Annotated in this window: 12 protein-coding genes and 1 tRNA gene; 3 read left to right on the forward strand and 10 right to left on the reverse strand. The window is 54.2% G+C overall.

The window, feature by feature from the left end; genetic code table 11:
• Positions 1-34: 34 nt before the first annotated feature.
• From DDZ17_RS22850 to DDZ17_RS20975, 3 genes are all read right to left on the reverse strand, one after another.
• Positions 35-811 (reverse strand): restriction endonuclease, encoded by a 777-nt coding sequence (locus DDZ17_RS22850; protein ID WP_116369076.1) that lies wholly within the window; start codon positions 809-811, stop codon positions 35-37.
• Between the two features lie 205 nt (positions 812-1,016).
• Positions 1,017-1,748, reverse strand: a complete 732-nt coding sequence (locus DDZ17_RS20970) for a nucleotidyl transferase AbiEii/AbiGii toxin family protein (protein ID WP_116369008.1) — start codon at positions 1,746-1,748, stop codon at positions 1,017-1,019.
• Between the two features lie 64 nt (positions 1,749-1,812).
• Positions 1,813-2,874, reverse strand: coding sequence for a type IV toxin-antitoxin system AbiEi family antitoxin (locus DDZ17_RS20975; protein ID WP_116369009.1), 1,062 nt, complete (start codon positions 2,872-2,874; stop codon positions 1,813-1,815).
• 489 nt (positions 2,875-3,363) lie between these two features.
• Between DDZ17_RS20975 and DDZ17_RS20980 the strand changes: the two genes are divergently transcribed.
• A complete protein-coding gene (locus DDZ17_RS20980; RefSeq protein WP_116369010.1) occupies positions 3,364-4,581 on the forward strand; it encodes an RWP-RK domain-containing protein in 1,218 nt (405 codons plus the stop codon).
• Positions 4,582-4,849: 268 nt separating this feature from the next.
• On the opposite strand, the gene DDZ17_RS20985 is transcribed toward DDZ17_RS20980, so the two are convergent.
• On the reverse strand, positions 4,850-5,662 hold the full coding sequence (locus tag DDZ17_RS20985; RefSeq protein ID WP_206613618.1) for a Fic family protein: 813 nt from the start codon (positions 5,660-5,662) through the stop codon (positions 4,850-4,852).
• Between the two features lie 35 nt (positions 5,663-5,697).
• Between DDZ17_RS20985 and DDZ17_RS20990 the strand changes: the two genes are divergently transcribed.
• Both DDZ17_RS20990 and DDZ17_RS22565 read left to right on the forward strand, forming a co-directional pair.
• Entirely contained in the window at positions 5,698-6,735 is a 1,038-nt protein-coding gene (locus DDZ17_RS20990; RefSeq protein WP_116369012.1) for a DNA topoisomerase, read from the forward strand.
• A tRNA-Arg gene (locus DDZ17_RS22565) sits at positions 6,724-6,796 on the forward strand. The genes DDZ17_RS20990 and DDZ17_RS22565 overlap by 12 nt, the downstream gene beginning before the upstream one ends.
• A gap of 20 nt (positions 6,797-6,816) precedes the next feature.
• On the opposite strand, the gene DDZ17_RS20995 is transcribed toward DDZ17_RS22565, so the two are convergent.
• The 6 genes from DDZ17_RS20995 to DDZ17_RS21020 all read right to left on the reverse strand — a co-directional run bounded on the left by DDZ17_RS20995 (position 6,817) and on the right by DDZ17_RS21020 (position 15,214).
• The gene (locus DDZ17_RS20995; protein ID WP_116369013.1) at positions 6,817-7,980 is read right to left on the reverse strand and encodes a tyrosine-type recombinase/integrase; all 1,164 of its coding nucleotides are present in this window, start codon (positions 7,978-7,980) and stop codon (positions 6,817-6,819) included.
• Between the two features lie 221 nt (positions 7,981-8,201).
• Entirely contained in the window at positions 8,202-9,068 is an 867-nt protein-coding gene (locus DDZ17_RS21000) for a phage integrase N-terminal domain-containing protein (RefSeq protein WP_027948882.1), read from the reverse strand.
• Between the two features lie 1,050 nt (positions 9,069-10,118).
• Positions 10,119-10,520, reverse strand: coding sequence for a PaaI family thioesterase (locus DDZ17_RS23075; protein ID WP_076001765.1), 402 nt, complete (start codon positions 10,518-10,520; stop codon positions 10,119-10,121).
• A 5-nt stretch (positions 10,521-10,525) separates the two neighbouring features.
• Complete coding sequence (locus DDZ17_RS21010) at positions 10,526-10,993, reverse strand: PaaI family thioesterase (RefSeq protein WP_116369014.1); 468 nt, start codon at positions 10,991-10,993, stop codon at positions 10,526-10,528.
• A 5-nt stretch (positions 10,994-10,998) separates the two neighbouring features.
• A complete protein-coding gene (locus DDZ17_RS21015; protein ID WP_157976777.1) occupies positions 10,999-14,028 on the reverse strand; it encodes an efflux RND transporter permease subunit in 3,030 nt (1,009 codons plus the stop codon).
• 34 nt (positions 14,029-14,062) lie between these two features.
• The gene (locus DDZ17_RS21020; RefSeq protein ID WP_157976778.1) at positions 14,063-15,214 is read right to left on the reverse strand and encodes an efflux RND transporter periplasmic adaptor subunit; all 1,152 of its coding nucleotides are present in this window, start codon (positions 15,212-15,214) and stop codon (positions 14,063-14,065) included.
• Positions 15,215-15,282: the final 68 nt, after the last annotated feature.

Genomic DNA, 15,282 nt, shown 5'->3' on the forward strand with positions numbered 1-15,282 from the left:
TGGGGGCATTATCTGGTGCAGTGACGCTCGAGCGTCAGATGTTGCGTGTATAGCGACACTGGGGAAAGGACGAGCATCCCCAAAACGCCTGTCCGGCCCGGCTGCCTCGGCGAGCTTTGCGCCTGACCAGCGTGGAACCGCAGTGGGGGCAGTCGAGGGCGGTTGCGTCGGCTTGTGTCGGTTGGGCATGCCTGGTCGCGGGCTGTCCTATCAGGCCTTCCAGCTGAGCACCATCGATCAGATCAATGGCCTTGTCGGCTGCAAATTGACGAGCCTCTTCGGTAAACATGCCCGTGGTGACGACCGCGGCGCTCAGCGCTCCCTCGCTGACCATGACACCGTAGAGCTCACGTACGACGGTGACGCCGACCTTGTTGGATTTCCAGTGCTTGCACTGGACGATATGGGGCTTGCCGTCACGCTCAAGGCGAATATCGACCCCACCGTCGGGGCCGTCGGCCAGATTCTCTCTTACGGTGTATCCGCGGCGACGGTAGATTTCAGCAACGTATTCTTCAAACTCGCGCCAGGACAACCCGCGGATTTCACTGATGCGTCGGTGCGTGTCTACCAGCTGGCGCTTTCGGCGACCGTTCAGATAGGCGAAGGGCATTGGCACCAGCAACAGGATTGCCAGATAGGGAGCGACTGTCGGCCCTGCCGATCTCATCGCCAAGAAGAGCGGGGTCTCTGGGATAATGGCGGGGACCACATATTTCAGTCCAAGGAACGCGGCCGCTGCCACCATAGGGCTTACCCACCATGGTGCGACCATTAGATCATCAAGTATTGACCGCTTCTTGCGTCCCATCAGGATTTCCTTTCCAGCATCTCAGCCTACAATTTTAGCGATCAGTCGCTATAGCAGTACTCGACAGCGTGAAATTTGGGAGGCTGGTCACAGCCATATGACGTGGGGTAGGCACTTGCGAAATTGCCATGTGGATTTATCCTGCACTCCCGGTTGTGGGTACTTACGTGCCGCCGACCGCGGTCGCCAATGTCGATAGTGTTCATCACAACGAGCAGAATCCCTGCCTGAACGCATCCAGTTGCGCTCCCACTAAATCTGCATCGCGCCCTCTGGCCATGTCTAACAATAAAGCTTCCGAGCTTGTCTCATCTTGCAGAATTTCCGCTATACGATCAGCCGTGGCAGGCGCAGCGATGTGTTTTGCATGGAGAGACAGCAGGTAAGCTCCCACCGGATCAAATTCGTGGTCAAACCGATCCATGGCCCCGGACTCATAGGCCTCGTTCACCATTGCATTGATTTTGAGGTATGTACTCATGAGGTAGAGTAGGTCTTGCGCATCCTTTGGGCGTTCGGCAATGTCCCGATCTCCCCATGCGACCAATTTAAGAAGTGCCATTCCCGGCGGGGATGCCACTGGCACGATCAGCTCGGGGTCGGCATCGATCCTTACCTGGGTCGCGTTGGCAAGTGCCTCGGGAAAGCCCAGCACACTCATTTTGATTTCACCCTTTGGAGGCCAGGCAATGAGATCGCCGGCGTCACTCAACGCGCCGAAGGGAACCAGATCGATATATCCAATATCCAGGTCCCAATCCTCGGGGCTGACCAGACGTTGTGGCTCTTTGGATGGGGAGAAACCTTGATCAATAAGCAGCTTTTGCAGTTGATCAAAGTCTGACCAAGAAGCCACCTGGATGCCAAAGTCGATATCCCGGGTACCGCGCTCAATCGCAGCACCGAAGCCATGTACCAACACAATGTCTCTGGCCATGGCTCCGACAATGAGATAGGGGATGTTTAGCTGGGAAACAGCCTTATCGACTGCCCGATAAAGCTCAACCGCCCCCCGGTGTAGCTTCCCGGAGATGTCTATCGATGTACTTTTCGTAAACAAGCTTCGCTGTCTCCAGGTTGCGCGGATCACCAGTGCTTGTTAAGTCCGCGTAGGTGAGTATGGGGTCAGTGGTTTCTGTCCATTGATTATCTGGCGTCCAGAACATGTCGAATATTCTGACAACACCTTCCTCGGTGCGCTGATCTTTTCCCGTTCTTCGCAATCGTGCGCCATTCACAAACTCGTTTAAGCGCTCTTTCGGGAGGTAGACAGTCACGTCCTTCGGCTGGATGTAATGGGTCAGCTTGTCTGCGGCGAGCTCGCCGCCCCAAACCGCACCAAATTCTTCTATAACAACATCGACCCACCAAACGGGATTCCCGGCGGTCCACGTGCCCAGGTTCAGCTTTTTCTGTAACTTCAGGGGATAGGCATCGACCCAGCGTCGAAACAAGCCTTCGAGGTTTACCAGGCGTTTTCCCTTGTCCCGGCCAAGATCCCTTAAATATCCCGCTTCTTTCAGGCCATTCATCACCCACCCGATGGTGCCGTTGGCGACGCCGGTGATTTCCGCGATATGGCGATAGGGCCGGTTCACCAGCTCCGGATTTTTCAGGAAGGCATATACAACCTTCAGGCCGGTAGGCTCAAAAGCCCGATTTGTCTCCTTCGCTGTGAATTCCTGAAGCAGCTTGTTTCCCCGGACATAGATGAAATTTCCGGGTGCGTTGATGTAGGCATTACCCGCGGCATCGATAAACTGGAGCTCCAGCTGTTTCAGTCGTGCGGCAAGGTTCGGGTTTACATAGTCGGTGACGAGCATGCCTCTATCTACGCCATAGTGATCTTGTATGAGGCGCAATTGTTCGACAAGCGCACCCAGGTTCGCCTGAGCGGCTCGGGGCTTTATTTCAACCGCATAGGGCACGGCATCATCGCCAAGTTCGATAAGCGCATCCGCGCGATATCTCCCAATAGCAACCTCACGGTCTCTGATCGCAACCTGTAGAGGGACCTCTGCGGTGAGTGCAGTGATCGCCCTCTCAAGAATCTGATTCTCCATTTTCTGCACCAGCTTCGTACACAAAAATCAATTGTACATTAAAAGTGTACGGTGTCTAGTGGTGTACATGTGCCCCTTGTCTGTATATTTATCTAATAAATACATAAGGTTACCGGACGCAATAGGCTCTCGTTCGGGTCATGTACACAAAATCAAGACGTACATCATGTGTGTGCAGCTCCCCGGAGTGTACAACTGCAAAGTCACCTATAGGGCATTGATCACTGATCAATCACGCCCTCTCAATCTGGATAAGGCCGAAAGTCGACAGGCGCAGCAAGTCTGCCCCCATACAGGAGGACGTTTGTCATCCCATAAAATGAGCCCGTCACTACTGTATCGCTCCGCTCAACAAGAACGTCGCGGTTTGCGTAGCCTGACTACGTATAAACTCACCAATCTAATGGTGCAGCGGAAATACCACAAAACACGGATGCCAATGTGTAAGTTGCAGTGGCTTGTAGAGCGAAAGTCCGACGGAGTATACGAATGACACGACAGGAATTGTTTGACCTGGTGTGGTCACAGCCGGTGACCCGGGTAGCGGAGTCTCTCGGAGTTTCTGATGTTGCAGTGAAGAATCACTGCCGGAAACATCACATTCCTACGCCCTCCAGGGGTTACTGGGCAAAGCTCAAGAGCGGCAAGAAAGTGTCAAAACCCAGATTGCGTACCAGTCTGGAGCCCGCTGATGCCCTTGTGAATATCCAGCCCAGGCCGGTGAAGACACGCTCCCCAGCGGTGACGGCCATCGAATCGCAGGCGCTTAGCTACCGCGAACAAATTGCCGCCGATTTCAGGTTGGTCGAGCGGTTGCCACGCACCCTCCATCCTTTTGTGGATGCTCTGCGTACTTTGCTGGAGGAAACCGAGAAAGATCAGTACGGGTTTCGGGACCTGGGCGACTCTTACTGGAAAAAGACCTGTTTGAGTGATTCCAGCAAAGCCAGGGCATTCCGCCTTCTTCAGTCAATGGCCGCTCTTGCAAGCAAACTGGGCCATGAGCTGTATCTTGAGAAGAGCAACTGCTTCTGGAAAGTGGGCGAGGAGACTTTCGAGTTCACGCTGTATGAAACCCGGAACCAGAAACCGCATACGCCGACCAAGGAAGAACTGGAGTACGAGGCGCGCCGCCTGAGGTGGTCGGGCAGCAGTGATAGAAAATCCTACCGAACCTGGGACTACTACCCCTCTGGGCGATTGATCTTCCATATCAGTGATAATCAGTCTGACTGGCGTCTGGATCTTTCCAAGAACGAGCGACGCTGGCGGGATACCAAAGCCACTACTCTAGAAGAGCGCGCTCTGGATATTTTCGTGTGGTTGCAGGCAGCGGCGGTGGAAGCCAAGGAGAAACGCCTGCTTATTGAGGAAGAAGAACGTCGTCAAGAGAAAGAAGCCGAACGACAGGCACGCATCCGGCAGCGGAAGGAAAATGCGAAATCACTGCGGAACCATATTAATGAGTTGGGCGATGTACTGGACACGATCCACCGCCTTGAACAAATGGTGGAGTTCATCGACAGGCAGGATAACGCGGGTCACTGGGCCAGCCAGCGAGTGCGAGCAGAAGTCGTCTCCTATAAAGACTTTCTGGCATCCAATTTCCAGCATGAGCATTTTGAAACGGTGTGCGAGACGCTGGATATGAAGGAAGGGGAGGGTGTCCTGATGGAAATGCTGTATCCGGGAGAGTGCCAGAAGTAACGGCGCACCAGGAGGTTTCCCAAGAACTCGAGGCGGAACACGAAGAATCGGGCTGACATGTCAGGGAATTAGCGACGTCTACTGAAAATCCAAAACGGTCTGTGTGTGGATTGCCTGCAGGGCCGGAAAATATAGGGGCTGGAGGTGTAGGCTAGGCGTCCTAAGGACGCCTAGCCTACACCTCCACCGCCCGAATTGTAATGCCAGCTTGTTGTAAGAAGGGTATGTTCCCGCAGCCTGCCGCTTTTTCGGAGGATATAGATGGTAGTCAACTGGCCGCTTCAGGGAACAGCCCTGGCATCCAGCGTCCGGCCAGTCGTGCCGGGAAGGCAATCTGCAGAGGCGCTCTGGGACTGGCTGAATGCAATACGCCCTTTTGCATGAGCGCTGAAACAATGCGCCTGGCTTGGCGATCGCCAGTCCCGACAATGTCGGGAACGTCACCGCGAGGAAGCTCTCCGCGATAGAGGACGGCTTCCAGTATGTGGCCGGCTTTTGGCGGTAGACTGTCTGTACGGATTTCTTCCTCGACCCAGAGTCGAATGCGTTCGCGCAGTTTGCTGGGCCGGACGAGTTGCTCCATGAAGTCCACCTGATCAATACAGGTCTGCAGAAAAAACTCGGTGAATTCTGCAAGTGCCGCTTCACTGCGACTGCCGCGGCCATCAAGGTCACCACGACGAGGTTGGTCGCAGGCAATCAAGTGCTGTTTATAGCGTGCCTCCTGCCGGGCCAGACCACGGGCGATGGACCAGATACCGCCGGTATCGAGCGCTTCTCTTAACATGGCGTAGGACATGAGGCGGGCAACGCGGCCATTACCATCCAGAAAGGGGTGTATCCAGAGGAGGCGGTGATGGGCAGCTGCAGCGGAGATCGTTGTCTGTGCCTTGCCGAGTCGACCATAGACCTGCTCGAAACGACGGAGAAAGCGGGGCAGGGCGCCCGGGCTGACGGGCACATGGGCGCCGACGATCACGTCTCGATCACGAAGTTCACCGGGTGTCATACGAGCCCGCTCGCCGCCAAACCGTCGATGTATCTCGCAGATGCCGTCAAGAGTGGTGGTGCGGCCGGACAATCCACCCTCATCAATCCATTGCTGGACGGTGACGTCTGTGCTGGAATGATAAGAAGGTCACGGCGCACCACGCGATCATCCCCACCACCAAAAGCCAGTCAGCCGCCAGCTTGTCCAGCGACGAACAATTCATCTATAGCCTAGTGGCCCACCGCTACTTGCTGCAGTTTCTGCCACCAAGAGAACTCGAGAAAACCCGCTTAGACATTGTGGTATCCACTACGGCCGGCGATGAGCTGCTCCGCGCCAAGCAGGAGTTGGAAACCACCGCCGGCTGGTACGCCTGGCGGCGTGCAGTCCCACCAAAGCCTGAGCCGAAAGTTCAAGACCAAAATGAACTGGGCGGATCGCCGTTGCCAATCCTCACTCCCGGCCAGGCGGTAACGGTGTTAGAAGCTGCCGTACAGGAAAAGACAACCACGCCACCGAAACCCTTTACCGAGGCCTCATTGCTCGATGCGATGACCGGCGTGGCGCGGTTCGTGGAAGATCCCCTGATCCGCAAGGTGCTAAAGGAGACCGATGGCCTCGGGACGCCAGCCACACAGGCGACGATCCTGGATACCCTTTTCAAGCGCGGCTATCTAGAGAAACACCGCAAGATCGTGACATCTACCGATCTGGGTAAAACCCTGATCGACGCCCTGCCCGAGTACGTAACACTACCGGATATGACCGCATTGTGGGAGCTCAATCTGAGCCAGATCGTCGAAGGTGACGAGACGCTTGATTATTTTATGAGCAGCATTCAGGGCCATGTGGAACATCTGGTGGGAGAGGGAGCCGGTGGCCTCTCCATTCCTGCGGCTCTGAAAGGCACGGGTAAGCCCGCACCAAAGACAAAACACGGTCGTAAGCCGCGTGTATCAGGAAAAGATAAAGCAAAGCCACCAACGTACCCCTGTACCGGTGATGGTTGCGGTGGAAAACTCCGCCGGATCAAAGGAAAGCACGGATTCTTCTGGGGCTGTTCAAGCTATAAGGACGGCTGCCGGGAGACACGAAAGGACTACCGAGGTAAACCCGCCAAATCAGTTAGCAAGCTATCTACGAAGCCCACAGCGACAGTTTGATTAAAGTTATGTCTGGCTACGAACCAGGCGGTCGCACGTTCGAATCGTGCCAGGCGCGCCAATTCCGTAAGGGTCTGCAGCTTAGCAGCCACTAACCTTCCCGCGCATTTCCGGCAGTTTTCCGACACTTTCCTCCTTCTGCCGCTTTATCACTGTCAGGGTGGGCGATTGCGCGCGCCCACGATCGGTCACCTTCTCCGCGGCATCCAGCAGTTCGCCGAGTTCGGCTGCCGAGTAGTGGGTGGTGATATCACCACTGGCATGCCCCAGCAGCGCCTTGCGTGTTTCCAGTGGAACCGCCGCGCCTCGCAGCCTTCGGCCGAACGTATGGCGCAAATTGTGAACGCCTTTGAGTATGGTGCTGTCCGTCGGTAACCCGGCCTTCGTCCAGGCCCTGATCCACGCGCTGGTCCGTAACTTCCCGACCGGGTTGCCCCGATAGGTAAACACGAAGTCCTCGTGGATCCCCCGCCGTGAATCGACTACTGCCTTCGCGACCGTGTTGAGCACCACCACCCGCTCGGTACTGGTCTTGGTGATCGACTCGGGCAGGACAAAGGCGAAAGTGGATAGATCATCCAGTTTTACCTCCCATGCCCAGCGCAGCTGGCAGACCTCTTGTTCCCGGCATCCCGTATTGACCGCAAACATCGCGGCATCCGCCAGGTGGCGGGGGAGCCTTGAAAAAAGCCTGTCCTGTTCTTCCCACGACAAGGGGTACGGTCTTTTCTGGCACCCCTTGAGCGATAGCCGACTGAGTTTGGGCGGTGCCTGTTTTAGCCACGGCAGCCCTTGCTCATTTCGCCATACCCGCGCCGCGCGATTGAGAACTGCACTGGCTGTACCAATCGCATTGTTAATGGATTTCGGGGCCTTCCCCAGACGGAGCCGCTCATCCACGAATGGCTTTAAAGTGCCGTCGTGGACCTGCTCCAGGGGCAGTGCGCCGATATACACGAACAACTGGTCCAGATGTATCGCTATCGTTTCTGCCGATGACGACTGTGCAATATCTTCGAGGTATCGCAGTGCCGCTGCCTCGAAGGTATAAACCGCTGCGGCTTGTTGCTTTGCCTCCCCTTGAATCTCCGCCAGTCGACGGATCAGTTTTTGCTCTGCCTCAGTGCGGCCAGATACTCCTGTGCTTTCGCGGAGCCAGCCGCCGGGGGCGTACTGCGAGCGTTTTTCGATATGCCAGATCCCGTTTTTGAGGCGGAGCCCCGGCATTTTGTTGCGCTTTGACATAAATCGTCCTCCAGAATTGAGCCTAAAGGACGACGCCCGTTGCGTTGGATATAGTCCTCCGCCCAGGCGTCGATTTCAAGTCTGTCGAAGAGAATGGTTTGTTGTCCCAGGGAAACCTCAGACAGGGCAGGGCGCACCACGCGATTAAAAGTATTCTTGTTGATCCCGAGGTAGGCCGGGGCATCGCGGAGTCGGATCAGGCGGGGTTGGATCTGCATGCCCTATCTGCCTATGTACACAGCAGTTATCTGGGCTCTGACATGGCCTATTTCAGCACTGATGGTCAGGCGGGCCTGCTGGTCGACCTGACGCTGTGACCCGGTTAATTGCTCTTTGGCGGGCCCGCCCGCATGGGGGCAGGGCCAACCTGTGAGTTCCCGGTACCGCTGCTGGGCATAGGCATGGCGCAGGCCGTGCATTTTGGATAAGCCGGCGTTGGCGGTGTGGCGTTCGTAGATCCTGAGCTGCTCGATGTATTGCCGGCCCCGGGGGATCAGCGAGCCGAAACCGGCCAGCCGCTTGGCCTGTTCCAGCAGGGCGCGTTGTTCCAGGGTGCGGATGGGGACGGTGCGTTCCCGTCCGCCCTTGGTCCAACTGGCCTTGAGGTGCAGGTGATCACCCCGGTCTGCCCAGCGGGGCTGGATCTTCAGGGCTTCCTCCCGTCGAAGCCCGAAGGCCTGTTGCAGGCGCAGGCTCATCCTCACATATTCATCTTTCACCAGGGCGAGTTGGTCCCTTTTCAGGTCCTTGGCCTTGCTGGTGCCGGATACGAACTGCCGGTCCGGTATGCCATAAAAGTCGTTGGAGCTGGCAACCACGGCCCGCTTGTTAACCTTCTCGGCCCACCAGCGTAAACAGCTCATCCGGTTCTTGATGGTGCCGGGTGAAAGGTTCTGTTTCAGCCACTCGTCCACCAGGGCCTGGACATGCTTTTGTTTGAGGGAGGAGGCCTTCAATTGCCGGAAGCCCAGCTCGTGCAACTGGTTGGCGATTGCGCTCAACTGGCGCTCACGGCCTACGCGGGTTTCGAAGCTGCCTTCATGGCTGTGTTTGCACAAGAGTTTCAGTTGGTAGTTCAGGTCTCGCATAGTGTTGTTTCCACCGGTGAGTGTTTCTGATCACCTGGCAACAATGCTGCGCAGGTCCGACGAGCGGTACGATCACGGGACACCAATCCCGGTTGACCTGAATGTGTCTGGCCATAGACAGCACGGTGTGTTTTCGCAAGAAAACTGGCCCGTGCAAACCAACGGTCATCCAGCCAAAGGCTGGTGGTGGATTTCTCCTTTTTAAGTTGAGCAGAGCGCACTGACCGCCAGTGCGTTTGCGTGGTTGAAGAAACTGTCTTTCAGGCCGGCATATATGCCCGGCCATCCACAGCGCTTATGGAACCGATCCCCGTACCAGGCGGGAGGGATTTGAAGGTGCGGTACCCAGACGAAGCGGCACTGCGATAGTTCGAAGAGGGACCCGGTCATCGCTGACCGTTGCGTCAAGAAGGGTCCTGAGTGACGCGTTCAGCAGATTCCAAAACTACCTGAATCCACCTACCCCGTTCGCTTTCGCAAGGTGGGGTCTTCCTTGCCACTTTAAGCGCAGTGGCAGCGACAAAATTCAGTGTTGGGGCCGATTATAGGAACACAGAATACGCGTGTCACAGAGAACTTCACCTGAATCGGGAGTGGTTTCTGCCCGGCAGCTGAAAACTTGCTGCCATCAAACGCCCTGAAAGCTCTCTGCAATGCAATTTTGGCCATATTTGACTGTGCCTACACGACCCAATCCACCTTTGAGGGGGTGGTTCCACTGTAACCACCCCTGAAAAGACGTTAAGCCTCGGTGTTACCAAGATTGCCGCAATGTGCGCGCTGCCCACGTCACTACTCGCTTCGCGCCTTAGTGACGTGGGGTTTTGATGCGGAAAACGATATGCTCCGCTGTGAAAAGCCTATCAACGCCGGACGAAAACTGCACATTTGTACCCGCAAAAATCCACCATTGCCTTGGGGGAAGAGTGTTCTTCCAGACTCTTACCGAGAATTCTCTCGGGCGAGCGGCTAATGAGCTCGCGCCGGAACGCAGGCGGTACGGGGTGGTTTTTCGTGAATTTAGCGTTAAATCGAACAGAAGGATGGTGACTAACTACGTCTTGCAAAAGTCAGTGTTGCCGCAGCAGTGGGCTCTTGCAGCGAGATTTGCCAGGCGATGACATCGATATTCAGAATCTGCCTCCCACTTCGAACAAGGTAAGCGCGTGTATGCACGGCTAGATCACCCTTGGTGGGACGTAGAAAATTGATGTTGGCTGATAGGAGTGGGCACACTTCGTCGGCTGATACCTTTAAAGTTTGCAACGCACCGGTAAGCTCGAGAACGCCTACAACTACTCCTCCGTGCCACGCTTGCAACAATGGGTTACCAGTAAAATGCTCTGCCCAAGGAGTCAGGCATTCGACATCTGGTTCGCATCTGACAAGCTCGGTCCCGTAATTTTTCGCATAGGGCGTCTCGTCGAGAAACTGGAGTAGATGTTTGTCCATCTTGATTAATCACCTCGTCGATAGAGCAAGCTTCGATCCAGGGCAGGACCTGGGCTGCCAATTTTGAAAATACCTTGCGCGTTACACAACATCTTTCTTCCGTCCAGGCTGCTGGCGAATGCACTGACATAGGCAAACCCGTTAATCTGCTGGTAGCACTCCGCCTGGATTCGAACATCAGTGCCTACGGGGGCGGAATGTATGTGGTCGATTCGCAGGTTGATGGTCGCAATGGCCTGTGGCACCGCGAGGCTTTGGAGGACTACGAAACCGCAGGCACTGTCCAGTGCGGCTGCCAGAGCGCCAGGGTGCAACGAACCATTTTCGTGCGCTGTTGCATGCTTTTCCTGGAAAGGCATTTCCAATACGACTTGGTTTTCCTCGGTAGAAACAAATTTCAGTGACATATCACTGTGAGCACCGATCCCGGCGCTGAACAACTCGTAAACTTTTTCCAGTTGGAGTGTATCCATCTTGTTCAGATTTCCGATTTTAATAGACGGGCAAGCTGACTTTCGGCGTCGGCGAGTAATGTGTAAACCACTGGAACAACAAATAAGGTAAGCACGGTTGAGGAAATTAGTCCGCCTATTACGAGTATACCCATTGAAGTGCGTAACTCAGCGCCATCAGACGTGGCCAGCGCTATAGGGATCATACCGAATATGGTAGAGAACGCAGTCATCAGTACTGGGCGTAAGCGTAAATGAGCCGCTTCGATCATAGCTTCCGCTGCGCTGTGGCCTTGCTCTATGGCCTGATTGGCATAGTCCACCAGAAGAATGCCGTTTTTCATAACCAGACCCATTAGCGCGACCAGACCGATTTGTGTCAAGACTGAAAGCTCGGAGTTAGTCCATGCGAGCAAGCTGAATGCGCCCACAAAAGACAGCGGAGCGGTAAGCATGATCACTACTGGTTGAGTATAGCTGTTGAATTGACTAGCCAGAATCATGTATAGACTGAGCATCGACATTGTTAGTGCAAAAATTATTGCCTCGACAATATCATTGATTTGCTCTGAAGTGCCTAGATATGAACTCTCGTACCCTGTGGCCATATCGAGATCACTAATAATCTCATCCATTTTTTTCATCAGCTCGCCTGTCGCGATCCCAGCGGGAGCGTTTGCAGAAATACCGATCTTTCGAGCCCGATTGTAGTGATCGATTTGTGCCGGGCCACTGGTTACGCTTACCTCTGCGACGTTACGGAAATCTATTAAGCTGTTGTCTGCCGCGCGTAATTGAATGAGGTCAAACTTTCCGATCTCGTCGCGGTACGTTTCTGCATATCTCAGGCGCACGTCATAGCGATTACCGAACTCTTCGTAACTTGTAACATCTACACCACCCATCGTGGCTCCAACAGTAGCGGCGATATCTCGAACCGAAATGCCCAAATCAGCGGCCCTGCGCCGGTTTATCGTAACCTGCAATTCAGGCTTGCCTGGCTCATAGCTGGACTTGATATCCCTGAAGAGGCCAGATTCTTCCATCTGGCTCGTGATAGTATCCGCGTATGTTCGAAGTTGTTCTAAATCATCGCCGCTTAAAGCCATCTCCATGTCGGCACCAAAGAATCCTCCTCCGGATATCCAGGGCACATCTGTCAAAGAGATGTGCTTGGCATCGGGTATGGCCAAAGCGAGCGCTGTGCGGACGTCATCCATCACTTCATACTGATGACTGCTCCTTTGTTGTTTCGGCGACAGACCAAAATAGAATGATAGTTCGTTTGCCTTGGCCTGAGCGCCGGAGCCAATAACAGTGAACACCAATTCAATATGTTCCAGGTCACTGACAGTTTTACTCACTTGAGTGGCAACACGCTTGGCCTGGGTAAGACCGGTTCCCAGAGGAAGCTCGACTTTGGCGAGAAACTCGCTTCTATCAGTTGCGGACGTAAATGAGAGGGGAACCTGACCCGCATTATAAACACCCATACCGACAGTGGCAGCGGCCAACAGCAGAACAAGCCAGCGAGCGCGAAGTGCGAAGCGAACGCCCTTAACGTAGGTTGTTTCCAGAAGCACATAGCCCTTATCCAGTAGCGCAAACATTCCTCTATGGCCGGAACTTTTTTTGAGCAAACGAGAGCTCAACATAGGCGTAAGGGTAACGGAAACAAACAGAGATAGTGCTACTGCCACAGCAATGGTGACACCGTATTGATAGAAAAACACACCAACCAGACCTGTGGTAAAGGAAATCGGCAAGAACACCGCCATCACACAAAGGGTGGATGCGATGACGGCAGTGGCAACTTTTCGCGTGCCCGTTGAAGCAGCTTCATTGAGGTCGAGCCCAGCTTCAACTTCGCGGTGTATAGATTCCAGCACAACTATGGCATCGTCTACGAGCAGGCCGACACACAGTGATATGGCAATCAGCGATACCATATTGATAGAAAAATCGAGTAGGTAGAAAGCGAAAAAAGTAGCGATGATTGCCGTTGGAATAGCGGTTGCAACAATTAGCGTGGCGCGTACGCTGAGTAAAAAGCAAAGTGTGACAATGACAACCAGGAGGATGCCTAGCAAAATATCGTTTGACACGTCTCGCACTGCGGACCCGATAAATCGCGAACTGTCCCTTACCGTGACAATGTTGATTTCAGCTGGTGTTTCTGTCTGAAGTTTGGTCAGCGCTGCCTTAACTGCTTTGGCAATACTGGTGGTATTGGTTCCAGATTGTTTGCGAATTTCGAGGCTTACTCCTGTTCTACCATCTAGCTCCGCGTAGCTGCGTTCATCCTCCAGACCATCCTCAACTTCGGCAACATCTATCAAGCGCACCATCGCCTTATCATCGCGAGAAATAATGATTTCACCCAACTCTTTTAAGCTGGTTACTTCGCCCATGGTTTTGATGGTCAGTTCCGTGGACCCGCTGTGGTAATCCAGGCGGCCGCCAGGGATGTCAGCATGCTCACGTTGGATAGCGCTGATTACATCGGCCGCAATTACGCCGTAACCCCGCATTTGTGGGGCTTTCAACCAGATGCGTACTTCCCGCTCGCGGCCCCCGACAAGAATCACGCTGCCAACGCCAGGCACTCTCTGCAAACGCTCTTTGACGACATCTTTGGCGAAGGCTGTGAGTTCACCCACTGGACGGGGGCCGGATACAATCACCGAGACAATGGGTTCAGAATCCGGATCAAGAATGGAGACGACAGGCTGATTAACCGTGTCAGGCAGATGCGGCATAGTTTGACTGATTTTGTCCCGTATCTCCTGGGCCTTCAGGTTGGGATTTTCCTCCATATCGAATTCAAGGATTATCTGTGAAAAACCGTCACCGCTAATCGAGCGCATCGTATCGACGCCAGATATAGCGATTAGCTCTTCTTCAAGCCTCTCGGTAACTTCTGTCTCTACCGTGCTGGGAGAGGCTCCTTCGAGTATTGTTTCGACCGTTACAATGGGCACTTCAACGCTCGGGAACAGATCGATGCTTATTCGATCCATGGAGACCACGCCCAGCATCATGAGCGCAGCGGTCATCATGATCGCCAGCACTGGCCGGCGAATGCAGAGGTCAGCTATCCACATAGGGATGTTCTGAAATTGCGACCCGTGAACCATCAGAAACCTTGCGCATACTGGGGCCTACAACAAGGATCGCATTTGAACTTATGCCCTGGAGTATCTCAAGCCGACCATCACTAAGCTCACGTACTTGCACTGTGCGTTGACTAACTACGCCATCTTCAACCACCAGGACAGAGCGGCTGCTTCCCAGTCCCATAGTAGCGTTGGGTGATAACACTAGCCCCTGTCTTGAAATGGGCATCAGCTCGACTTCAATGAAAAGCCCAGGTTTGATCGCATAATCCACATTTGGTATTCCCAGTCTTACATCGATAGTGCGAGTTTTGTGGTCTATTCGATCGTTGATCAGCGCCACTTCCGACTCATAGGTTTGATTCATACTCGGTATGTGAACCCTTCCGAGCGTACCCAACTGAATGGAAGTTAAATAAACTTCGGGCACGAACACCAGTGCCACCATGACATCAATCTCCTGGATTTGGAGGACTGGGTGCTCAGAGCGCATGATTGATGGGACGTATGCGCCTTCATCCACATGTCTCTGGGTGATAACGCCACGGTAGGGTGCTCGGGTTATTGAGTCGTCCAGTTCCTTCTGCGCCTCGGCAAGATTGGCGCTTGCAATACCGAGCTTCGCAGCCGATACCTCAACTTGTGTGCGCCTGTCATCGAGTTGCTCGACAGAGAATGCTTGCTTCTCTCTGAGTGCGATGGCGTTTTCAAGATCGCGTACCGAGTCTTTGTACTCTGCCTCTGCCAGGCGCTTAGCCTCAGAAAGACGCAGGACATTAATCTCGAAATCTTTCTGGCGCATACGCAGCAAGGGCTGCCCTTCTTCAACACGGCTTCCAACGTTGACATAGATTTCTTCGATGAGGCCACCAACCATCGGCGAAATATTGGTGGAGCGGCGTGCGAGAATGGTGCCGGTAACAAAAATAGGCTCAGATAATGCCGCTATTTCCGGACTCGTAATCGATACTACAACGGGTGACGAGGGCTGTGGAGTAATCCCAGTACTGGTTGTGCCATTTTGGGGTTCGCCATCGCAGCCCATGAGTATCGCTGCGGCCAAAATGGGTCCCACAGTCTGCATGATGTAACGCATACTATCGCTACCAACTAGTTCGAGAGGCATCATGGGGTCCTAGGGATTTTGCCTCCAAATATTGCAAAAACCGCCGGAGGCCCCGCCACTCGTGGCCT

Origin of the sequence: Parahaliea mediterranea (assembly GCF_003402235.1) — a bacterium.
Taxonomy (GTDB): Bacteria; Pseudomonadota; Gammaproteobacteria; order Pseudomonadales; family Halieaceae; genus Parahaliea; species Parahaliea mediterranea.